Annotated in this window: 21 protein-coding genes and 1 rRNA gene; 11 read left to right on the forward strand and 11 right to left on the reverse strand. The window is 69.6% G+C overall.

The features are described 5' to 3' along the window. Positions 1-90, reverse strand: a 16S ribosomal RNA gene (locus E3T61_RS21350); the annotation flags it as partial. A gap of 566 nt (positions 91-656) precedes the next feature. On the opposite strand from E3T61_RS21350, the gene E3T61_RS21355 reads away from it, so the two are divergent. Together E3T61_RS21355 and E3T61_RS21360 are read left to right on the forward strand one after the other, a co-directional pair. Then, the gene (locus E3T61_RS21355) at positions 657-2216 is read left to right on the forward strand and encodes a phytoene desaturase family protein (protein ID WP_134642838.1); all 1560 of its coding nucleotides are present in this window, start codon (positions 657-659) and stop codon (positions 2214-2216) included. A 75-nt stretch (positions 2217-2291) separates the two neighbouring features. Beyond that, a complete protein-coding gene (locus E3T61_RS21360) occupies positions 2292-2852 on the forward strand; it encodes an SRPBCC domain-containing protein (protein WP_134642839.1) in 561 nt (186 codons plus the stop codon). A gap of 3 nt (positions 2853-2855) precedes the next feature. On the opposite strand, the gene E3T61_RS21365 is transcribed toward E3T61_RS21360, so the two are convergent. From E3T61_RS21365 to E3T61_RS21385, 5 genes are all read right to left on the reverse strand, one after another. After that, the gene (locus E3T61_RS21365; RefSeq protein ID WP_241992744.1) at positions 2856-3434 is read right to left on the reverse strand and encodes an acyl-CoA thioesterase; all 579 of its coding nucleotides are present in this window, start codon (positions 3432-3434) and stop codon (positions 2856-2858) included. A 9-nt stretch (positions 3435-3443) separates the two neighbouring features. Then, positions 3444-4751, reverse strand: coding sequence for an amidohydrolase family protein (locus tag E3T61_RS21370; RefSeq protein ID WP_134642840.1), 1308 nt, complete (start codon positions 4749-4751; stop codon positions 3444-3446). Further along, on the reverse strand, positions 4751-5497 hold the full coding sequence (locus tag E3T61_RS21375; RefSeq protein WP_134642841.1) for a nucleoside phosphorylase: 747 nt from the start codon (positions 5495-5497) through the stop codon (positions 4751-4753). The genes E3T61_RS21370 and E3T61_RS21375 overlap by 1 nt, the downstream gene beginning before the upstream one ends. 105 nt (positions 5498-5602) lie before the next feature. Beyond that, positions 5603-6718, reverse strand: coding sequence for an alpha/beta hydrolase (locus E3T61_RS21380; RefSeq protein ID WP_241992745.1), 1116 nt, complete (start codon positions 6716-6718; stop codon positions 5603-5605). Positions 6719-7075: 357 nt separating this feature from the next. Next, entirely contained in the window at positions 7076-7621 is a 546-nt protein-coding gene (locus tag E3T61_RS21385) for a YbhB/YbcL family Raf kinase inhibitor-like protein (protein ID WP_134642842.1), read from the reverse strand. Between the two features lie 101 nt (positions 7622-7722). Between E3T61_RS21385 and trhO the strand changes: the two genes are divergently transcribed. Beyond that, positions 7723-8622 (forward strand): oxygen-dependent tRNA uridine(34) hydroxylase TrhO, encoded by a 900-nt coding sequence (trhO, locus tag E3T61_RS21390; RefSeq protein WP_134642843.1) that lies wholly within the window; start codon positions 7723-7725, stop codon positions 8620-8622. A 153-nt stretch (positions 8623-8775) separates the two neighbouring features. Beyond that, positions 8776-9978 carry an MFS transporter gene (locus E3T61_RS21395; RefSeq protein WP_134642844.1) on the forward strand — a complete coding sequence of 401 codons (1203 nt, stop codon included), beginning with the start codon at positions 8776-8778 and terminating at the stop codon, positions 9976-9978. Here the strand turns inward: E3T61_RS21395 and E3T61_RS21400 are convergent. Together E3T61_RS21400 and E3T61_RS21405 are read right to left on the reverse strand one after the other, a co-directional pair. Then, complete coding sequence (locus tag E3T61_RS21400; RefSeq protein ID WP_134642845.1) at positions 9975-10457, reverse strand: hypothetical protein; 483 nt, start codon at positions 10455-10457, stop codon at positions 9975-9977. The genes E3T61_RS21395 and E3T61_RS21400 overlap by 4 nt on opposite strands. Further along, positions 10454-11368, reverse strand: coding sequence for an LssY C-terminal domain-containing protein (locus tag E3T61_RS21405; protein ID WP_134642846.1), 915 nt, complete (start codon positions 11366-11368; stop codon positions 10454-10456). Before E3T61_RS21405 ends, E3T61_RS21400 begins: the two co-directional genes overlap by 4 nt. 67 nt (positions 11369-11435) lie before the next feature. On the opposite strand from E3T61_RS21405, the gene E3T61_RS21410 reads away from it, so the two are divergent. From E3T61_RS21410 to E3T61_RS21440, 7 genes are all read left to right on the forward strand, one after another. Next, positions 11436-12662, forward strand: a complete 1227-nt coding sequence (locus E3T61_RS21410) for a cysteine desulfurase-like protein (RefSeq protein WP_134642847.1) — start codon at positions 11436-11438, stop codon at positions 12660-12662. A 98-nt stretch (positions 12663-12760) separates the two neighbouring features. Next, a complete protein-coding gene (locus tag E3T61_RS21415; protein ID WP_134642848.1) occupies positions 12761-13663 on the forward strand; it encodes an ATP-binding cassette domain-containing protein in 903 nt (300 codons plus the stop codon). Beyond that, complete coding sequence (locus E3T61_RS21420; RefSeq protein ID WP_241992746.1) at positions 13660-14499, forward strand: ABC transporter permease; 840 nt, start codon at positions 13660-13662, stop codon at positions 14497-14499. The genes E3T61_RS21415 and E3T61_RS21420 overlap by 4 nt, the downstream gene beginning before the upstream one ends. A gap of 68 nt (positions 14500-14567) precedes the next feature. After that, on the forward strand, positions 14568-15581 hold the full coding sequence (locus E3T61_RS21425) for an MDR family oxidoreductase (RefSeq protein WP_134642849.1): 1014 nt from the start codon (positions 14568-14570) through the stop codon (positions 15579-15581). Positions 15582-15641: 60 nt separating this feature from the next. Further along, positions 15642-16022 carry a DUF1304 domain-containing protein gene (locus E3T61_RS21430; RefSeq protein ID WP_134642850.1) on the forward strand — a complete coding sequence of 127 codons (381 nt, stop codon included), beginning with the start codon at positions 15642-15644 and terminating at the stop codon, positions 16020-16022. A 37-nt stretch (positions 16023-16059) separates the two neighbouring features. Continuing rightward, positions 16060-16626, forward strand: a complete 567-nt coding sequence (locus E3T61_RS21435; protein ID WP_134642851.1) for a dienelactone hydrolase family protein — start codon at positions 16060-16062, stop codon at positions 16624-16626. Between the two features lie 67 nt (positions 16627-16693). Continuing rightward, positions 16694-17275: a helix-turn-helix domain-containing protein gene (locus tag E3T61_RS21440; RefSeq protein WP_134642852.1), complete on the forward strand. Its 582-nt coding sequence runs from the start codon at positions 16694-16696 to the stop codon at positions 17273-17275. Positions 17276-17290: 15 nt separating this feature from the next. Here the strand turns inward: E3T61_RS21440 and E3T61_RS22120 are convergent, their stop codons facing one another. The 3 genes from E3T61_RS22120 to hemB form a co-directional block, all read right to left on the reverse strand. Continuing rightward, positions 17291-18088, reverse strand: coding sequence for a hypothetical protein (locus tag E3T61_RS22120; protein WP_174777059.1), 798 nt, complete (start codon positions 18086-18088; stop codon positions 17291-17293). Positions 18089-18247: 159 nt separating this feature from the next. After that, positions 18248-19579 carry a glutamate-1-semialdehyde 2,1-aminomutase gene (hemL, locus tag E3T61_RS21450; RefSeq protein ID WP_134642853.1) on the reverse strand — a complete coding sequence of 444 codons (1332 nt, stop codon included), beginning with the start codon at positions 19577-19579 and terminating at the stop codon, positions 18248-18250. Then, positions 19576-20559 carry a porphobilinogen synthase gene (gene hemB, locus E3T61_RS21455; RefSeq protein ID WP_420898515.1) on the reverse strand — a complete coding sequence of 328 codons (984 nt, stop codon included), beginning with the start codon at positions 20557-20559 and terminating at the stop codon, positions 19576-19578. Before hemB ends, hemL begins: the two co-directional genes overlap by 4 nt. Between the last annotated feature and the right edge of the window lie 47 nt (positions 20560-20606).

Raw genomic sequence — 20606 nt, forward strand, 5'->3', positions numbered from 1 at the left:
CAAGGAGCAAGCTCCTCTTCACCGTTCGACTTGCATGTGTTAAGCACGCCGCCAGCGTTCGTCCTGAGCCAGGATCAAACTCTCCGTAAATGTTTAATAGCCTCACCACCGAAGTGATGGGCACATCTAGTGCTGAAAGCCACCGGAATAGGCGAACAATCAACAAGTTTGAAACTGACAGAACAAATCATTACTGACTTGCTTTGTTGTTTAAATGTTTTCCAAAGGAATCTCTTCCGCGGTACTCCCTAGAAAGGAGCCCTACGACCGAGGTTTTTGGCATTTGACATTGTGCACGCTGTTGAGTTCTCAAGGATCGGACGCACCCNCAAGGATCGGACGCACCCGACTTCAGGCCTGAAAGGCTGTCGCTCCGGGGCACTTCGATGTTGTTCTTGTTGTCTGCTGGAATCCCAGTAAAGGAATTCGAAGCAAACTTCATCAAGCTGTACAAAGCGAAGAATCGCTTTCTTTTCTGCTTGGATTTGGTCCCGCTTGAGGCCGGTAGCTCTTCGGCTTTCCGAACCTGTGGGGTGACGAGAGATGACATTACGGGGATTCTGAGGGGGTCGCAAATCCCATCCGCATCCCGGGCGTGTCGCGCTGTCGAGGATAGGGTCGACAGACCAGCATCGTCGCTTGAGAAGGGCCCTTCCATGGACACCACGCACGACATCGTGATCGTCGGAGGTGGCCACAACGGCCTTACCGCCGCCGCCTATCTGGCCGCTGCCGGGCGGAGCGTGCTGGTCCTCGAGCGCAACGACCACGTGGGCGGGGCCGCGGTGTCGGCGGCAGCCTTCCCCGGGGTGGATGCCCGACTGTCCAGGTACTCCTACCTCGTGAGCCTGCTCCCCACCCGCATCATCGACGAGCTCGGCCTGTCAATCGAGTTGGCCAGGCGCCGGTATTCGTCGTACACCCCTGACCCCGCCGACCCGGCCACTGGACTGCTGGTAGATGCGGGTGACGCCAAGGCGACGCGGGCGTCCTTCGAGCGGATCGGCGCCGCGGCGGACAATGGGGCGTGGCAGCAACTGGGTCTGGACCTCGGGCGCCTCGGGCAGGCGCTGTTCCCCACTGTGTGCGAACCGTTGCCCACCCGGACCGAGGCTCGCCGGCTGGTCGGTGACGACGCCCTGTGGGACGAGCTCATCGAGCATCCGCTGGGCGAGATGCTGAACCGGCGCTTCTCGAACGACCTGGTGCGCGGGGTGGTGGCCACCGACGGCCTGATCGGCACGTTCACCTCAGTGCACGACACCACCCTGGACGCGAACCGCTGCTACCTGTACCACTCGATCGGCAACGGCACCGGCGACTGGGACGTGCCCATCGGCGGCATGGGCGCGGTGACGGCAGAGCTGGAGCGGGTGGCCCGCCAGGCCGGGGCGCGCATCCTCACCGGCGCCGAGGTCACCGGTATCGATCCGGACGGCGCCGTGCGCTACCGGTACGAGGACCGCGACGAGAGCGTTGTGGGCGGGCATGTGCTGGCGAACGTGGCGCCGTGGGTGCTGGACGGCCTGCTGGGGGAACGCCCGGCGGGCACTGTGAAGCCGGAGGGCGCCCAGGTCAAGGTGAACCTGCTGCTTCGCAGGCTCCCCCGGCTGCTGGATGCGACGGTGTCCCCCGAGGCCGCGTTCGGCGGCACCTTTCACATCAACGAGACCCTCAGCCAACTCGAGACCGCTTTTCAGCAGGCCAGTTCCGGCCGGATCCCCGAGCTGGTGTCCTGTGAGATCTACTGCCACTCACTGACCGATCCGAGCATCCTCTCGCCCGAGTTGGTGGCGGCGGGCGCCCAGACCCTCACGGTGTTCGGCCTACACACCCCCGACCGGCTCACCCGCTCGGACAACACCGCAGCGCGGGCACAGCTGCAGGCGGCAGTTCTGGCCTCGCTCAACTCGGTGTTGGCCGAGCCTGTCGAAGACCTGCTGCTGAGGGATGCCGACGGCCGGCCCTGCATCGAGACGAAGACCACCGCGGACCTCGAGCAGGCGCTCAACCTGCCCGGCGGCGACATCTTCCACGGGCTCCTGTCCTGGCCGTTCCTGGAAGACGACGCCCCCAGGGGCACGGCGGCCGAGCGCTGGGGTGTGGCCACCAGGCATCCGCGGATCCTGCTTTGCGGGGCCGGCGCCCAGCGCGGCGGCGGGGTCAGCGGCCTCGGCGGGCACAACGCCGCCATGGCCGTGCTCGAGGGCGACTGAGGACTCTGGCGCCTGCCCCGAACTAGGCATAGCCTCAAGGTGAAGGCTCGTGTTTCACTCAACGTGGAGGTCACCATGCCCACTTCGCCCCTGCCCGGCCCGCCGGATGTCGCCCATGCCACGGGGAGACTCGCCCACCGGGCCGACGGGCTCTACCTGCTCTTCGACCGCATCTTCCCTGCGACCGCGGAGTCGGTGTGGGAGGCCGTGACCAAACCTGAGGGCCTGCACGGCTGGATCGGCACCTACACGGGGTCCCCGCGCACCGGCGCCGTGCGGTTCCGGATGGAATCGAAGCACGATTCCCAATGGGAGTACGTGAGCATCCTGGAATGTGTGGAGTTCAAAAAACTGGCCCTGGACATCGGCGAGGGTGAGGACGCCTGGCGGGTGATGGCCCATCTGACCGAGGGATCGGGCAAGACCGTGCTGACCTTCGGGCTGCGGTTGCACTCCCCGGCGGAGGCAGCCACGTTCGGCCCGGTCTGGGACTACTACCTCGATCGCTTGGTCGCATCGCGGACCCACCACCCACTGCCGTCCTTCAGCAAGTACTACCCCGCGCTGAAGAGCCACTATCAGGAGCTCCTCGTGCCCAAGCCCGCTCCGGCTCCGGCTGGGGAGGACCTGGCCTAGCCGCTACTCCCAGACGCTGGGGGCCGGAGCCCGGGTGGCCGGCATCGCCACGTCGGCGCTCCACTCGAGCAGCCAGTTCGGAACGGTCACTTCGTCGGGCACTGCGCCGACGGCATCCGTGAGTTCGTCGATGGTGACCACGCCGCCTGTGCGCTTGAGGAACCGGCCCCGGATGAAACCGCGGGCGTAGACCTCGACCTCGCCGGGCGTTGCATCCGGGCCTTCGGTTGGTCGCACAAAGCGCTGCTCGACGTAGACGGCCTTCTCGTCGAAGCCCAGGATGCGCGACTCCACGGTGAACCGCTGGCCGAGGGTGAGTGACTTGCGGAAGCTGATGGTCTCGGCCACCACGACCGGATACCAGCCCTTGGCCTGGAAGATCGCCCAGATGCCGGTGCGGTGCAGCATGTCGAATCTGGCGATGTCCATGATCGACAAGTACACGCCGTTGTTCATGTGCCGCAGGATGTCCTGGTCGGTGGGCAGCGTGATGAACCGCGTGCGGGCGACGTCGTAGTGCCCGAGGCGCGGGCCGAAGCGCGACAGCAGCGTGTGGAGCAGGGTTCGGAAGAACATGTGCACCCGACGATGCTAGCGGGCGGCGACCTCCGACAGCTCGCGCAGGGCCGTGTTCTCGTCGATGGTCTGCAGCACCCGGTCGCGCAGCACGATCCGGCCCCGCGCCACGGTGTGCCGCACGTCGGTGGCCGTGGCGGCGTAGACGAGCGCCGACCAGGGGTCGCGGGTGGGCTGCGCGTTCAGGGTCTCGACCCGCACCACCTGCAGGTCGGCCTGCATGCCGGCCTCGATGGTGCCCACATCCGCCAGCCCCACGGCGCGAGCGCCGTCGACGGTGCCGAGTCGCACGGCTCGTTCGGCACTGATCATGGTGGGGTCGTTGGTGGTGCCCTTGTGCAGCAGGGCGGCCATCCGCACGGCCGCGAACATATCGAGCGCGCCGGCGGATGCGGCCCCGTCGGTGCCGAGGCTCACGGCGGCGTCGGCGGCAAGGAGGTCGGGCACCCTGGCGATGCCACAGCCCAGCTTGAGGTTGGAGACCGGGCAGTGCGCCACGGCTACACCGCTGGCCGCGATGCGGTCGATCTCACCGTCGGTGAGGTGCACGGCATGCGCCAGAACGGTGCGGGCGGTGAGCAGCCCGGCCTGATCGAGCACGGCCACGGGCCGGTCACCGTTGACCTGCGCCGCCATCGCCACCTCGCCGTGGCTTTCGGAGGCGTGGGTGTGCACACGGGCACCTGCGTCGGCGGCCAGCGCGCGGATGCTCTCGAGCTGCCCGCGATCAAGCAGGTAGGCCGAGTGCGGCATCACCCAGAGGTCGTCGTCGGGCGTCTCGGCCCGGTTGTCGGCGAGGATGGCGCGCCCCTCGGCGAGCATGCCGGCGAAATCGCGGCCTTCCGGGTCTTGATCACCCATGAAGATCGGGCCGTTCAGCAGCCGGAAGCCTGCCTCGGCAGCGACGGCGCGGCTGGCCCGGGGAAACCAGTACATGTCCAGAGCGGTGGTGGTGCCGCCCGCCAGGCATTCGGCGATGCCGGCGCGGGTGCCGATCGACACAGTCTCGGCGCTCAGGGTGCGCATCTCGGCGCTGATCATGCGTTCGAGGAACACCTCGAGTGTGACATCGTCGGCCGCGCCCCTGAACAGGTTCATGGCCAGGTGGGTGTGGGTGTTCACCCAGCCGGGGGCGATCACGCAGCCCGGACTCGCGAGCACCTCCACCGCGACGAAGCGGGCGAGCAGGTCGACGGCCGGCCCGACGGCCACGATCACCCCGGCTCGGATGGCGACGGCGCCGGCCTCGACGACGGTGCCCGCGGCATCGACGGTGAGCACGGCATCCGCGGTGAGGATCAGGTCGACCGCCTCGGCGGCCATCAGACGAGCTCCGGCAGGGCAACAAGAGCATCGAGGGTGACGACGATGCCGCGGCCGACGCCATCCGCCACCACGGTGCGGTGCGGGTCGTACCCGGTGGTGTCGACGAGATCGTCAGCGGTGGCGCCGTCGATCACAAGGCCACCGCCGGCGCGCACCCCACGGGTGGAGGCGAGCACCAGCAGGGCGGAGAGCTCCATCTCGATGGCGAGCACACCGAGTTTGACGTAGCCGGCCTGGTTGAGGTCGATGATGCCCGGGTAGAAGGCCGCCCGGGTCCAGACGATGCCGCGGTGGTGCGGGGCGTTGTGCCGACGGGCCGCGTCGGCCAGCGCGATCACGACCTCCGCGCTGGCGGCGGCGGGATAGCTCTCCGGCACAAGCTGGTGGGTGACGCCGTCGTCGCGCACACAGGACTCGGCGATGATCAGGTCGCCGTCGCCGATGCCGCGGAGCAGCGCGCCGGCGGTGCCGAGCCGGACGATGGTGTCCACGCCGGCATCCATCAGTTCCTGGAACAGGCAGATCGCCCCCGGCGCGCCCACGCCATGCGAGGAGACGATGACAGAGGTGCCGTTCCAGTCGCCGACGAACGAGCGGTACTCGCGCTGGTGAGCGACCTCGCGCACGTTGTCGAGCTGGTGGGAGATCTGCTCCGCCCGGAACGGGTCACCGACGACGAGAGCGCGGGTGGGCAGCCCGGTCTTGGGAAGTCCGGTCACCGGGAACGTGTCGGCCTGGCTCATCTGTGCTCCTTTGGGTGGCGCGGCCCGGATGGCCTGGCAAGTACCGAACTTGTCTACCATGCCCGCGCGCGCAGGCGGGCCGCGCGGCCGCGGAGCCGGCCAGGGCTAGGCCAGGACCGGCACGCCCGGAGCGGTCGCGGTCAGCTTGTGCGCGGCCTGGGCGGGCAGCGCCGCGACGGTGCGCACGAACGAACCCAGCCGGCGGTAGACCTCCTGCGACTCGGGGTGCCGGGCGTCCTGCTGCCAGGTGTGCCGAGTGTTGGTGCGGTGCCGCCCGTAGATCACGGTGTCGGCCAGGATGGACCGCCGGCGCAGCGCCTCGATGAAGTTGAGATTGGCGCGGTAGAAGTAATCGCGCTCCGAGGTCGTGATGAAGACCGGCGGGAAGCCCTTGTCGAGCCACTCGATGGGCGAGAGGAATCGGGCGGCGTCGCGCAGGGACATGCCGCGGCTGCGCTCGGGCAGCAGCATCCTCAGGAAATTCAGGCTGAGCACGAATCCACGCTCGAACATGACCGAGAAATCGGCGATGCTGCAGTGCTGCACGAGTCCGCGTAGGTGCCCTGGCTCGATCTGCAGGTCGAGGTTGTAGTGCGCGGCGAGGTCCTCGTCGTGGGCCGCGGCGGTGAGCAGGGCCGCGATATGCCCGCCGGCGGAGTCGCCGCCGATGACGATGCGGGTGGCGTCACCGCCGTAGTCGAGGATGTTGCGCTTGACCCAGGTGAGCACGGCGTTGGCGTCGCTCAGCATGTGGCCGATCTTGAAGCGGGTGGCCATGCGGTAGTTGGCGTTGACGACCACCATGCCCTCGACGGCCTGGCTGGCGGCGTACTTGGTGAGCGGAGCCTTGTCGCCGGAGGTCCAGCCGCCGCCGTGGAAGTAGATGTAGACGGGCAGCGGGTCTCTGCTCGTGCTCGCGTCGGGCGCGCGCTGAACGGCGGGGCTTTCGCTGTCGTGGCGCTCGTGCGGCACGAGAACGTCGAGGCGGTGGTCGCGGATGCCATCGCCCACGTAGTCGAGGTCGAAGTGGTAGTCGACGTCGTCGATCGGGTCGGCGTTGAACTTGTGCAGCTCTCCCGGCGCGATGCGCGTCATGAGGGCTTTCCAGAGCCAGACCGGCACCCTGGACAAACCGGTCTCCCGGTGCGTGAGGTGGGAGTCCGCGGCAGGGCCGGCGGCGGGGTCAAAGCTGTTGCTGGAGTGGGGAGAGGTGTGGAACATGGTGCCTTACTGCCGACGAGGCGCTAACGGATGCGGCGTCGAAGTGCCGTTTGGCGTTGGTAGCGCTTGCATCGTTTTGTGCCGCGAGACGACGATAGGCGTCACACCCTGAGATCACCTGAGAATCCCTCAGTGTTGGTGTGGACTCGCCCCAGAGCCGCCTGCGAGCCGGTCTGGGGTGGCCTCGGGCGTAGCTCGGAGGCGGCACTGGGCCGGCTCGGGCGGCTCTGCAGCGGCTCTGCAGCGCTAGGCGGGCACGGCGCCGCTGCGCGGGTGGCGCGCCACCCGCATACCGGCGCCTACCCGCCCAGCGGCATCCGGCCCCGGAACGACCGGGGTGCGTGCGGGGCCGGCCGGCTAGGCAGCCGCCGCGGCCCCTCCGGCCACGCCGGTGGCCTCGAGCACCGCTCGGGCCAGAGTGTGGAAGTGCACGTTGAAGCCGAGCACGGCCGGGGTCGCGGCGGGGTCGACGCCGAGGTCCGCGACGTCCAGGGCGTGCAGCACGAACTGGTAGCGGTGCGTGCCCGTTCCGGGCGGCGGGCCCGCGCCGATGAAGGTGGGCTGGCGCGCCTCGTTGGGCATCACGACGGCGCCGGCGGGCAGCAGAGGCGAGCTCTCGACTCCGGCGCCGGTGGGCAGGCTGGTGACGTCGGCGGGAATGTTGAACACGGCCCAGTGCCAGAATCCGGACCCGGTCGGGGCGTCCGGGTCGAACACCGTGAGCGCGAAGCTCCGAGTCTCGGCGGGGAAGCCGCTCCAGTGCAGGTCGGGCGAGACGTCCGCACCGCCGGCGCCGGCGCCGTACTGGGCTGCGGCCAGCGGGCCGCCATCGGTCATCACCGAGCTGGTCAGGCTGAACAGGGGCACCTCGCCGAAACGGGCGAAGGGATCGGTCGTGGGCATACACACTCCATTGCACTGGTGGCGGTCTGGTGGACCCAGCCTACGTGGAGCATCTCGGCGCCCCGCTGAAGACGCCGGCGGCCCGGCCATAAAATATGGGGATGGCCATCCCGAAGATCCTGCTCTACTACGTCTTCACCCCGCTCGCCGACCCCGAGGCCATTCGCCTGTGGCAGCGTGACCTCTGCGAGTCGCTCGGCCTGCGCGGCCGCATCCTGATCTCGAAGGACGGCCTCAACGGCACCGTGGGCGGCGACCTGCCCGCGCTCAAACGCTACGTGCGCAAGACCCGCCAGTACGCCCCGTTCGCCGAGATCGACTTCAAGTGGAGCGAGGGCACCGGGCTGGACGAGGCCGGGGCGAGCCTGGACTTTCCGCGCCTGGTCGTCAAGGTGCGCGACGAGATTGTGAGCTTCGGCTCGCCGGAGTCGCTGAGCGTGGATGCCGGCGGCGTCGTCGGCGGCGGCACCCGCCTGGCCCCGGCCGAGCTGCACGCCCTGGTCGCCGAGCGCGGTGACGACGTGGTGTTCTTCGACGGCCGCAACGCCTTCGAGGCCGAGATCGGCCGATTCCGGGGTGCTGTGGTGCCGGATGTGGCCAACACCCGTGAGTTCGCGGCCGAGCTCGACAGCGGCAAGTACGATCACCTCAAGGGCCAGCCCGTCGTGACCTACTGCACCGGCGGCATCCGTTGCGAGGTTCTCTCATCGCTGATGAAGGACCGCGGTTTCGGCGAGGTGTACCAGCTCGAGGGCGGCATCGTGCGGTACGGCGAGGCGTACGGCGACGACGGCCTGTGGGACGGCTCCCTGTACGTGTTCGACCAGCGGATGTCGGTGGACTTCAGCGATCACGCCGCCGTGCTCGGCCACTGCCGGGTCTGCGGCGCCGGCACCAAGAACATGCTCAATTGCCGCGACCTGTCCTGCCGGGAGCAACTCGTGGTGTGCCCGGACTGCGTGTCCGTGTCCGCTCCGGCCTGCGCGGTGCACGCGGCCTGAGCCGACCCGCGGGACCGGGCCGACAGCCATCCCGCAATGTAGTTGCTTGCGCACTTACCTAGCGTGTGCAATCATTTATGACGCGCCTGCAACTACCAGCGCGTGCACCATGCGGACGTGCAACAACCCGCTCAGAAACGTGAAGGATTTTTCATGCCCATTGGATTGATCGCACTCGCCCTCGGCGGTTTCGGGATCGGCCTGACCGAATTCGTCATCGCCGGCCTCCTGCCCGAGGTGGCCGCCGACTTCGCCGTCACCGAGGCCGCCGCCGGCTGGCTCATCTCCGGGTACGCCCTGAGCGTGGCCGTCGGAGCCATCCTGCTCACCGCCGCCGTGACCCGGTTGCCCCGCAAGCACGTGCTCGTGGGCCTGATGGTGCTCTTCATCGTCGGCAACCTGGTCTCGGCGCTGGCACCGACCTACTCGATCATGCTTCTCGGCCGCATCATCGCTGCCCTCTGCCACGGCGCGTTCTTCGGCATCGGCTCGGTCGTCGCGGCCAGCCTGGTGCCGGGGAGCAAGAAGTCCGGCGCCATCGCCATCATGTTCACCGGCCTCACCCTCGCCAACGTGCTCGGGGTGCCGTTCGGCACCTTCATCGGCCAGAGCTTCGGATGGCGGGCCACCTTCTGGGCCATCACCGTGATCGGCGTCATCGCCCTGGCCGGCATCGTGACGCTGGTGCCCCGCGCCACCGACGACACCGCCCACGTGAGCAACCTGCGCGGCGAACTCCGCGCGTTCAGGTCCAGCCAGGTCTGGCTTTCCCTGGTGGTCACCGTGCTCGGATTCGGCGGCATGTTCGGTGCCTTCACCTACATCGCCTACACGCTCACCGAGGTGAGCGGCTTCTCCAGCGCGGCCGTACCGTGGCTGCTCGTGGTCTTCGGCGCCGGCCTCTTCGTGGGCAACATCCTCGGCGGCAAGGCTGCGGACCGGCGGCTCGACCCCACCCTGGTGGTGCTGCTGATCGGGCTCACCGTGGTGATGGTCGTGTTCGCCCTCACCGCCGCGAACCCCGTCGCGACCGTGATCGCGCTGGTGCTGATGGGCGGCTTCGGCTTCGGCGCCGTTCCCGGCCTGCAGACCCGCATCATGCTCTACGCCGACACCGCGCCGACCCTGGCCTCGAGCGCCAACATCGCCGCGTTCAACGTGGGCAACGCCCTCGGTGCCTGGATCGGCGGCATCACGATCAGCGTGGGCCTGGGCTACACGTCACCGCTCTGGGCAGGGGCCGCGATCACCGCGGCAGCGGCGATCGTGATGATCGTGGCTGCCACCCGCCGCAGCGTGCTCAGTCCGCCGAGCGCCGCGGCCATCCCGGCCCCGCTGGTCAGCAGCATTTCCTAACCTTCCCGAATCGCAGGCACCCCGGCCATCCTGGCGGCCCTGGCGTAGTGGCGAGCCTTCGTGCTCGAGAGCGCCAGCAGGATCAGGATGTCGATCGTGACGCTCACCAACGAGGTGCGCAGGGTGATCTGGGCGCCGTTCAGGGAATAGTCCGCGAACGAGATCAGGATGCTCATCGAGGCGAATGACATCGCCACCACCCTCGCCCAGTTGCGGCCGGTGAACACCAGCCCGGCCAGGCCCAGGTAGAGCAGCAGGTACAACCCGTACACCCCGAGAATCACACCCAGCACCACACCCGCGGTCTGCTCCCCGGGCTTCTGGCCGTCCAGCACGATCGTGGCGGCGAAGGTGTCCCAGGAAGCAACGACCGTGAGGATGACGACCCCGCCGGACACCACCCGGGCGCACATCAGGAGCACCCCGCCGACCACCGAGGCGGGGCGCCTGATCCCGGCGGGGGCTCCGGAGGTCGTCACGACAGCCCGGTGAACTCGATGACGCCACCGGGCTCGCCGCGGACCGCGGTGCCTGGCGCGGATTCGCCGGCCGGTTCGCCGGCCACCGGCATTCCGCGCAGGTCGATCACCGGCAGGTCACCATCCGTCTGGATGCTGTCGCCGCCGCCGTTGCGGGAGTGGTAGCCGGTGGCGAAGTCCCGCAGCAGCACGATGCGGGTCTCCGGCACCGCCTGTCGGATGCTGGCCACGATGTGGTCTCGCTCGATGTCGGTGTGCTCGTCGATCTTGTGGGTGACCTGCAGCGTGAACAGGCTCAACCCCACCGACCGGTCGAACGTGCCGGCCGCCAGCCAATCCACCCGGTGCCCGCCCGGCAGCATCCACCCGTCTGGACAGCGCCAGAAGCGCACGTGGTGGCGCTTGGCCGGATTGTCCGCCACCTCCTGCTGGTAGGCGAAGTCCTGCACCCTGTCGAAGAGCAGCAGCGGGCTCACGGGCGCCTGCAGGTAGCTGCGCCGGCTCACCGTTCTGGTGACGATGCGCCAGCTCGACGCGAGAGTCACGTCGTCAGCACGGATCCAGCCCGCCGCGGCGAGCGCCATGTGCAGTTGGTCGGCGCTGCCGGCGACGGCGAGATTGACCGGGTCGCCGAGCAGGCCGTCGCTCGTGCGCGTGCGGCCGATGAAGTAGTCGGGCACATAGAGCCTGGTGAGGATGCGATGCAGCCGCGGCAGGACCAGGTAGGCCAGCAACGCCCAGAACAGCACCGCGAACCAGAGCAGGCCCCAGCCGAGCCCCAGGCTCTCGGTGGCCAGCAGCACCGCCAGCCACACCGACGCGAATCCGGCCAGCACGAAGAAGAACGAGTCGAGAACGGCCCCGGGCGAGACGCGCCGACGACCGGAGGGTCCCGCCGCGATCTCTGGCATGGCGCCATCGTAGTTCGGTGCCGGCCTGCGCGGTGGGTGTCCGGCGGATCAATGCTTGGATGGCAGGGTGACCTACGACGTCGAATCGATCCGCGCCCACTTTCCCGCCCTCGCCGCAGGAACCGTGCACTTCGACAGTCCGGGCGGCACGCAGACTCCGCGGAGCGTGGGGCAGGCGATCCTCGACACCCTCACCGGCCCGCTGTCGATCCGCGGTCGCCGCAGCCGCTCTGAGCGAAACGCCGACGACGCCGTCACCGGGTTTCGTTCGGCGATGGCCGACCTTCTCGGCGCCGACCCGCTCGGCATCGTCTACGGACGCAGCGCCACCCAACTCACCTACGACTTCTCCCGCCACCTCGCCCGCGGCTGGGGCCCCGGCGACGAGATCGTGGTGTCGCGACTCGACCACGACGCCAACATCCGCCCGTGGCTGCAGGCCGCCGGTCACGCGGGTGCGACGGTGGTCTGGGCGGACTTCGACCCCACCACCGGGGAACTGCCCGCGGCGGCCGTGGCCGCGGTGCTCACCGACCGCACCCGCCTCGTCGCGGTGACCGCCGCCTCCAACCTGATCGGCACCCGGCCGCCGATCGCCGAGATCGCCGCTGTGGTGCACCGGGCCGGGGCGCTGCTCTTCGTCGACGGCGTGCACTACGTGCCGCACGCGTACGTCGACCTCGCGGCGCTCGGCGCCGACTTCTTCGTCTGCTCGCCGTACAAGTTCTTCGGCCCGCACTGCGGGGTGCTCGCGGCCGACCCGGCACGTCTGGCCGGCATCCACCCCGACAAGCTGCTGCCGTCGACGGATGCGGTACCTGAGCGTTTCGAACTCGGCACCCTGCCCTACGAGACCCTGGCCGGGGTGACCGCCGCGGTCGACTTCCTCGCCGGCCTCGGCGAGCTGGCCACCGGGGTGGCACCGCGCCCCAGCGTCAGCCGCCGGGAACGCCTCCGCACCTCACTGCGACTGGCCGAGGCCCACGAGGATGCCCTCCGCAGCTGGTTGGAGTCCGGACTGGCCGCCCTGCCCGGGGTGACGGTGTATTCACGCTCCGCTGAGCGCACTCCGACGGTGCTCGTGGGCTTCGCACACCGCCCCGCCGCCGACGCCACCGAGTTCCTGTTCGAGCGCGGGATCCTCGCTCCCTCCGGTTCGTTCTACGCGCTCGAGGCCTCCCGACACCTGGGCCTGGGCGAGACCGGGGCGTTGCGCATCGGCCTCGCCCCGTACAGCACTGCCGGTGAGATCGACGCGCTCCTCGCGGCCGTCACCGAGTTCGCGCTCCGCTGACCCCCGCCGGCTGGCGAATCTGCCGCTTGTCCGAAAAACCCGGGCGGACCGGCCCGTTCTCCCCATAAGCTGGGCACCAAGCAACAAAGGGGACACGGATGCCACTCGGCGCTGTCATCGAATTCACCAACATCACCAAGAAGTTCGGCCAGGTCACGGCGGTGAACGACCTGTCCTTCACCGTCGAGCCCGGCCGGGTCACCGGCTTCCTCGGCCCGAACGGCGCCGGCAAGACCACCACACTGCGGATGCTGCTGGGCCTCGTCGCCCCCACGTCGGGCACCGCCACCTTCGGCGGGCTGCGCTATCGCGACCTGGCCCGACCTCTGAACACCGTCGGAGCGGCCCTCGAGGCCGCCAATTTCCACCCCGGCCGCACCGCCGCGCATCACCTCGGCGTGTACACGACCGCCGCCGGCATTCCTCGCACCAGGGTCGCCGAGGTGCTGCACACCGTGGGACTGGCCGAACACGCCACCCAACGGGTCGGCGGCTACTCGCTGGGCATGCGACAGCGCCTTGGCCTGGCCTACTCCCTGCTGGGCGACCCCGGCGTGCTGGTCCTGGACGAGCCGATCAACGGCCTCGATCCGGAGGGCATCAAGTGGATCCGCGGCTTCCTCAGCAGCATGGCCGCCGAGGGCCGCACCGTGCTGGTCAGCTCCCACCTGCTCAGTGAGGTGCAGCAGAGCGTCGACGACGTCATCATCATCGCCAAGGGCGAGCTGGTGCACTCCGGCCCGCTCTCCAGCCTCGATACCGACATCGCCCCACAGGTCATCGTGGATTCCCCCGACCGGGACGCCCTCGTGACCGCCCTCACGGAGGCCGGGCTGGCCTTCACCTCCGGCCGCACCGGCTTGATCGTCGCCGTGCCCGACCCCGGCCAGGTGGGACATATCGCCTTCGCCGCCGGAGTGGAACTGAACGTGTTGCACCGGCAGAAGGCGGGCCTGGAAGATTCCTTCCTCGCCCTCGTCGAAGGAGGCGACTCGCTGTGAACCTGATCCTGCGCCCCGTGGCCGCCGAATTCAGCAAGATCCTGACCACCCGGATGTGGTGGATCCTCGCGCTCGTCCTGTTCGGCTACATCGCCCTGATCGCGTGCGGCCTGGCCGCCCTGTTCGGCGGTCTGGACAGCGGCGCCATCAGCCCCGATGCCGTGAACAGCGGCGGCGGCACCGCCGGTCTGACCGGCCTGGGCAGCATTCCTCCGTTGATCTACAGCTTCGCCGCCTCGGTCGGCTATGTCTTCCCCGTGCTGCTGGGCGCGCTGGCGACCACGGGTGAGTTCCGCCACCAGACCCTCACCCCCACGTTCCTCGCCACCCCGAAGCGCGGCCGCGTGCTCGGTGCCAAGACAGTGGCGTTGATCGTCATGGGCGCGGCGCTCGGCGTGGTGGCGCTGGCCGCATCCGTCGGGATCGGCGCGCTGGTGTTGGGCGGTTTCGGGATCGACCCGCTGCTGGCCGACGGTGAGACCTGGGGGTTGATCGGCCGCACCGTGCTCGCCATGGCGGTCTGGGCAGTGATCGGCGTGGGCCTGGGTGTGCTCGTGCCCAGCCAGGTGGCCTCGATCGTGATCGTGCTCGCGTTCACCCAGTTCATCGAACCCCTGCTGCGCTTCGCGTCCACCTTCACCCAGATCACCGCCGACATCGGCAAGTTCCTGCCAGGCGCCGCGTCGGACGCCTTGGTGGGAGAGAGCTTCTTCACCCTGGCCAGTCCAGGCGGGGCGGTTCTGACCAGCTGGCAGGGTGGCCTGGTGCTGCTGGCCTACGGGCTGCTCGCCACGGCCGCGGGCTACTTCATCAGCTGGAAGCGCGACGTCACCTAGGCCGTTCCGGGCAGAAAGGCCCGGTGTGCGCCAGGATCCGGCAGGGATCCCGGGTCTAGGGTGAAGACATGGCTGCTACCGAATTCCGCGCGATCATCGTCACCCGCACCGAAGATGAGTCGGGCAAACGCACTCAATCCTCGGCCCTGACCACGGTCGGGAACGACGTGTTGATGCCCGGCGATGTCACCGTCGCGGTGGAATTCTCCAGCATCAACTACAAGGACGGCCTGGCCCTGATGGGCCGGCCCGGCGTGGCCAGGGTGTGGCCGCTGATTGCCGGCATCGACCTGGTGGGCACCGTCGAGTCGAGCACCGACCCCCGCTGGGCCGTCGGCGACAGAGTGATTCTGAACGGCGCGGGCATCGGCGAGAGCCACCACGGCGGCCTCGCCGAGCGCGCCCGCGTCTCCGGCGCCTCCCTGGTGCGACTGCCGGAGGGTGTGAGCGCCTCGCGTGCCGCGGCCATCGGTACCGCCGGGTTCACGGCCATGCTGGCCGTGCTCGCCCTCGAACGCGGCGGCGTCCTGCCGGACTCCGGCGATGTGCTGGTGACCGGCGCGGCCGGCGGCGTCGGGTCCGTCGCCATCGCCCTGCTCAAGGCACGCGGCTATCGGGTGGTCGCCTCCACCGGCCGCGCCGAGGAACTCGGCGACTACCTGCGTGGGCTGGGAGCGGCCGAGCTGCTGGACCGCAGCACTCTCTCGGAGGCGGGCAAGCCGTTGCAGACCCAGCGCTGGGCCGGCGCGATCGACTCGGTGGGCAGTCACACGCTGGCCAACATCCTCGCCCAGACGAACCAGGGCGGCGTGGTGGCCTCCTGCGGGCTGGCCCAGGGCGCCGATCTGCCGACCACGGTGATGCCATTCATCCTGCGGGCCGTGACCTTGGCCGGCATCAACTCCGTGGAAGCCCCGCTGGTACTCCGCCAGGAGGCCTGGGGCCGCCTGGCCGCCGACCTCGACTTCGACCAGCTCGACAGCCTGACCTCGGTCATCGCGCTCGAGGACGCGTTTGCCGCCGCCGATGACATCCTGGCCGGCCGGCTGCACGGCCGCACCGTGGTCGACGTGCGACGCTGACCCGGCGTATCTCTCGGGGCTCACCCCCGCGGGTCGGCAACCCCCGGCTAGGCTGACGGAATGGGCCTTCTCGCATCCGTTTTCGTCGCACTCGCGGCCGTCCTGCACGTCTACATCTTCCTGATGGAGAGCGCCTGGTGGACCCGGCCGAAAATCTGGCAGCGCTTCGGCCTGGCCAGCCAGGCCGAGGCGGAGACGACCCGGGTGCTCGCTTACAACCAGGGTTTCTACAACCTCTTTCTGGCGGTCGGCGCCATCATCGGACTGTTCCTCTACTTCGGCGGCCCTGAGCAGGCCGGGGCGGCACTGATCCTGTTCAGCACCGCGTCGATGTTCGTGGCCGCGATCGTTCTGACCACCTCTGGGCCCGGCAAGGTCAGGTCTGCCCTCACGCAGGGTACGCTGCCGCTGATCGGATTCATCCTCTTCCTGTTCGCCTAGAGATCCCGGCCGGCAGGACCCCGCCGAAAGGACCGTTGTGACCCACGTCATCCTCTTCCACCACGCGCAGGGCCTCACCGAGGGGGTGGCGGAGTTCGCCCAACGCCTGCGCGACGCCGGCCACGACGTGGTCGTGCCCGACCTCTACGACGGCCTCATCTTCGACACCATCGACGCCGGCGTCGCGCACGCCGAGAAGACCGGCTTCGACACCATCATCGAGCGCGGCGAACGAGCCGCGGACACGATGCCGTTGGACACTGTCTACGCCGGCTTCTCACTGGGCACCCTGCCCGCCCAGAAGCTCGCCCAGACCCGCGGTGGTGCGCGCGGCGCGATCCTGTTCCACGGCGGCGTTCCGGCCGCCATGTTCGGGTCGGACTGGCCTGCGACGGTGGCGTTGCAACTGCACGTGACCGCGGAGGACGAGTGGATCGAGTTGCTCGAGGTGGAGCAGCTGGCCGAGGACGCCGGGGCGGCCGAGCTGTTCATCTACCCCGGCTCGGCCCACCTGGTCGCCGACTCCAGCCTCAACGAGTACGACGAGGAGATCGCCGAACTCATCCTGGCGCGCGCGATCGCGTTCCTCGACCGCCTCGCCTGAGTCCGCGAAAGGGTGGCAGAGCGGCCGAAAGGCGCAACTTGGCTTGCCGATCTGGCACGATGAGGGGATGACCTCAGACACGCCATCCGTCTTGCAGACCGTGGGTGCCCGGCTCCGCGAGCTGCGCCTGCAGAGCGGGCGCACCCAGGCGCAGCTCTCCGCGGCCACCGGGATCTCGGAGAGCACGCTCTCCAGGCTCGAGTCCGGACAACGCAAACCCACCCTGGAGCTGCTTCTGGCCCTCTCCGCCGCCCACGACGTGACCATCGATGATCTGGTGCGCGCACCGGCCGAGGACGACCCGCGCCTGGACCAGCGACCGTTCACCCGCCACGGCCGCACCTTCGTGCCGCTCAGCCGCACCGCCGGCGGGCTGCAGGCCTTCAAGGTGATCATCCCCGGCCGCACCAGCGACGAGCCGTTGGAGCAACGCACCCACGAGGGCTTCGACTGGTTCTACGTGCTCAGCGGCCGGCTCCGGCTGGCGCTCGGCGAGCACGTGATGCTCCTCGGGGTGGGCGAGGTCGCCGAATTCGACACCCGCGTGCCGCACGCCTTCGACAGTGCGGGGCCGGAGCCCACGGAGATCCTCAGCCTGTTCGGCCAGACCGGCGAACGCATCCACGTGCGGGCCAGCACCGTTCGCTGACCCGGCAGGGGTGATCTAGGCGGATGCCTCGGGCCGGCCGGCAGACTCCGCGAGCGGCTCCGCGGTCGGGTCGGCGACCGGCTCGGTGGCGAGGTCGGCGGCGGGGGTCACTTTGGCGCGGGATGCCCGCTTGGCCGGCTTCACCGGCGCAGAGAGGTCGACCGGCGCTGCGGGGTCGGCCGAACCGGTGGTTTCAGCGGGTTCGGCGGCCGCGACGACCTTGGCCGGCCTGACCCGCTTGGCGGGCTTGACCGGAGTAGTCGGCTCCGCGGGGTCGGTTGCCGCGACAGGCTTGACGGCCTTGGGGGTACGCGTGCGCCTGACCGGCTTGACCGGCTTGACCGGTGCGGCCGGTGCGGCCGGCTCGGCCGGCTCGGTCGGCTCGGTCGGCCGTGCGGCCTCCGTCGCAGTCGACTCTGCCGGCGCGACGGATTCGTCCAGTTCCGGCACATCCTGGGCTTCGGTGGCCTCGAGCTTGAGCGAGGCGATGAGGTCTGGCGCGTGGTTGGTCGACAGGATCACCCGGGCGAAGTCGTCGCCGGTCAGGTCGATCACGACGGCCTGGCGGCGGCGCTTGATGGCCAGGAAGTCCTTGCCGCCGTGGAACTTCCACACGCCGACGGCCACGACCAGCGGCACGAGTGCGCCGGGGGCACGGATGCCGCGCACCCAGATCCACGGATCATCCGTGATCGTGACCGACCGGATGTTCTCCCGCTGGATCACCACGTTCTCTCGGCGGAAGGCCAGCGTTTTCTCCGCGGGCGTCAGGTGAATCTCCAGCCGGTCGGGATGTACGCGCAAGGAAGCCATTCCCCCAGTCTGCCCGGTCCGGCTGGAAAACCCCCTGTCGCTAACTCACAAAGCCGTAACGCCGCCGCGGTGGAATCCGTTGCCATCTGTTACCCGTGCGGACGATTGCGCCCGGGACGCCGGGCGCAATTGTCCGCTTTGGGAACAGTTATCGGAAGGCTAGACCGTGGGGCGGGCCTCGGCGGCGGCCTTGGCGGCGGCCGGCAGCGCCTCGAGGATCTTGCCGATCGAGTCGCCGTCGTGTGCCGCGGAGACGAACCAGGCCTCGAACACCGACGGCGGCAGCGAGATACCGCTCTCCAGCATCGAGTGGAAGAACGGCCCGTACCGGTAGGTCTCCTGGCGCTTGACCCCCGCGTAGCTCCGTGGCGGGGTGATGGCCGCGTCCTGGCCGAAGACGAAGCTGAACAGGTTGCCGGCGTGCTGCACGCTGTGCGCCACACCCTCGGCGAAGAGCGCGCTCGAGACGGCGTCGGCGAGCAGCTCGGCGGTCTCGTCGAGCCGTGCGTACACGGTGTGGTCGGCCGCCGTCAGGGTGGCGATACCGGCGGCCACGGCCACCGGGTTGCCGGAGAGCGTGCCGGCCTGGTAGACCGGGCCGGCCGGGGCCAGGAAGTCCATCACGTCGGCCCGGCCGCCGAGCGCGGCGACCGGGAGCCCGCCGCCGATGACCTTGCCGTAGGTGAACAGGTCGGGTGTGTAACTCTCGCCGTCCTCCGCCTGCAGCGCCCAGAAGCCGCCGGAGTGCACCCGGAAGCCGGTGAGCACCTCGTCGACGATGAGCAGCGCGCCGTACTCGTGCGCGAGGTCGCACAGGGCCGCGTTGAAGCCGGCATCCGGGGCGACCACGCCCATGTTCGCCGCGGCGGCCTCGGTGATCACGGCGGCGATCTGGCCCGGGTAGGTCTCGAAGGCGGCACGCACCGCGTCGAGGTCGTTGTACGGCAGCACCAGGGTCTGCGCGGCGGTGGCCGCGGTGACGCCGGCCGAACCGGGCAGGGCGAGGGTGGCCAGGCCGGAGCCCGCCTCGGCAAGCAGACCGTCGGAGTGGCCGTGGTAGTGGCCGGCGAACTTGATCAGCAGGTCGCGCTGGGTGAAGCCGCGGGCCAGCCGGATGGCCGTCATGGTGGCCTCGGTGCCGGTGGAGACCAGGCGGAGCTTCTCGATCGCGCCCACCCGGCTCTTGATCAGCTCGGCCAGCACGGTCTCGCCGGGGGTGGACGCGCCGAAGGACAGGCCCAGGGCGGCGGCCTCTTGCACCGCGGCGACCACGGCGGGGTGCGCGTGACCGAGGATCGCCGGGCCCCACGAGCTGACCAGGTCGACGTACTCCCGGTCGTCGGAGTCGGTGACATACGCCCCGGCCGCCTTCACGAGGAACAACGGGGTGCCGCCGACGGAGCGGAAGGCACGCACCGGCGAGTTGACGCCGCCCGGGATGGAGAGCTGCGCGCGCGCGAAGAGCTCGTCGTTGTGGGTGGTGTGGGTCATCGGGCATCCGTTTCGGTGAGCCAGGCGGCGAGTTCGACCGCCCAGTAGGTGAGAATGGCGTCGGCGCCGGCGCGGCGGATGCTGAGCACCGACTCCTCGATGGCGCGGCGGCGGTCGATCCAACCCTGGGCGGCGGCGGCCTCGATCATGGCGTACTCGCCCGAGACCTGGTACGCCCAGACGGGCACCTCGCTCATGGCGGCGACCTCGGCGAGCACGTCGAGGTAGCTGCCCGCGGGCTTGACCATGACGACGTCGGCGCCCTCGTCGATGTCGATGCGGGCCTCGCGCACGCCCTCGCGGCGGTTGGCGGGGTCGAGCTGATAGGTGCGGCGGTCGCCGACCAGGGTGGACTGCACGGCCTCGCGGAACGGGCCGTAGTAGGCCGAGGCGTACTTGGCCGAGTAGGCCAGCACGGCGGTGTCGGCGTGGCCGGCGGCGTCGAGGGCGGCGCGCACGGAGGCGACCTGGCCGTCCATCATGCCGGAGAGGCCGAGCAACGCCGAGCCGGCCTCGGCCTGGGCCAGCGCCATCTCGTTGTAACGCAGCAGGGTGGCGTCGTTGTCGACATGACCGTCGGCGGCGAGCACGCCGCAGTGGCCGTGGTCGGTGAATTCGTCCAGGCACAGATCGGTCTGCACGACCAGGGCGTCGCCCACCTCGGCCACGAGCGCGCGGGTGGCGGCGTTCAGGATGCCGTCGGGGTCGGTGGCCCCGGTGCCGGTGGCGTCACGCACGGCGGGCACGCCGAAGAGCATCACCCCGCCGATGCCGGCCGCTGCAGCCTCGGCCACGGCGCGGCGGGCGCCGTTGATGCTGTGCTGCACAACGCCGGGCATCGAGGAGATCGGGGTGGAGTCGGTGCCCTCACGCACGAACATCGGCAGAACGAGCTCGGCGGGGTGGACACGGGTTTCGCTGGCCAGGCGGCGGAGTGCGGGGGTAGTGCGCAGTCGTCGCGGGCGGATGACGGGGTTTATCACCCGACCAGCCTAGGCCTCCCGCCTGAGAGCGGGAGCGGCGGCCG

This window comes from Cryobacterium lactosi (assembly GCF_004403945.1).
Taxonomy (GTDB): domain Bacteria; phylum Actinomycetota; class Actinomycetes; order Actinomycetales; family Microbacteriaceae; genus Cryobacterium; species Cryobacterium lactosi.

Coding starts and splice junctions, on each gene's coding strand:
- E3T61_RS21355 (WP_134642838.1), top strand. CDS start 657: ATGGACACCACGCACGACATCGTGATCGTCGGAGGTGGCCACAACGGC.
- E3T61_RS21360 (WP_134642839.1), top strand. CDS start 2,292: ATGCCCACTTCGCCCCTGCCCGGCCCGCCGGATGTCGCCCATGCCACG.
- E3T61_RS21370 (WP_134642840.1), bottom strand. CDS start 4,751: ATGGCCGCCGAGGCGGTCGACCTGATCCTCACCGCGGATGCCGTGCTC.
- E3T61_RS21375 (WP_134642841.1), bottom strand. CDS start 5,497: ATGAGCCAGGCCGACACGTTCCCGGTGACCGGACTTCCCAAGACCGGG.
- E3T61_RS21380 (WP_241992745.1), bottom strand. CDS start 6,718: ATGTTCCACACCTCTCCCCACTCCAGCAACAGCTTTGACCCCGCCGCC.
- E3T61_RS21385 (WP_134642842.1), bottom strand. CDS start 7,621: ATGCCCACGACCGATCCCTTCGCCCGTTTCGGCGAGGTGCCCCTGTTC.
- trhO (WP_134642843.1), top strand. CDS start 7,723: ATGGCCATCCCGAAGATCCTGCTCTACTACGTCTTCACCCCGCTCGCC.
- E3T61_RS21395 (WP_134642844.1), top strand. CDS start 8,776: ATGCCCATTGGATTGATCGCACTCGCCCTCGGCGGTTTCGGGATCGGC.
- E3T61_RS21405 (WP_134642846.1), bottom strand. CDS start 11,368: ATGCCAGAGATCGCGGCGGGACCCTCCGGTCGTCGGCGCGTCTCGCCC.
- E3T61_RS21415 (WP_134642848.1), top strand. CDS start 12,761: ATGCCACTCGGCGCTGTCATCGAATTCACCAACATCACCAAGAAGTTC.
- E3T61_RS21425 (WP_134642849.1), top strand. CDS start 14,568: ATGGCTGCTACCGAATTCCGCGCGATCATCGTCACCCGCACCGAAGAT.
- E3T61_RS21430 (WP_134642850.1), top strand. CDS start 15,642: ATGGGCCTTCTCGCATCCGTTTTCGTCGCACTCGCGGCCGTCCTGCAC.
- E3T61_RS21440 (WP_134642852.1), top strand. CDS start 16,694: ATGACCTCAGACACGCCATCCGTCTTGCAGACCGTGGGTGCCCGGCTC.
- E3T61_RS22120 (WP_174777059.1), bottom strand. CDS start 18,088: ATGGCTTCCTTGCGCGTACATCCCGACCGGCTGGAGATTCACCTGACG.
- hemL (WP_134642853.1), bottom strand. CDS start 19,579: ATGACCCACACCACCCACAACGACGAGCTCTTCGCGCGCGCGCAGCTC.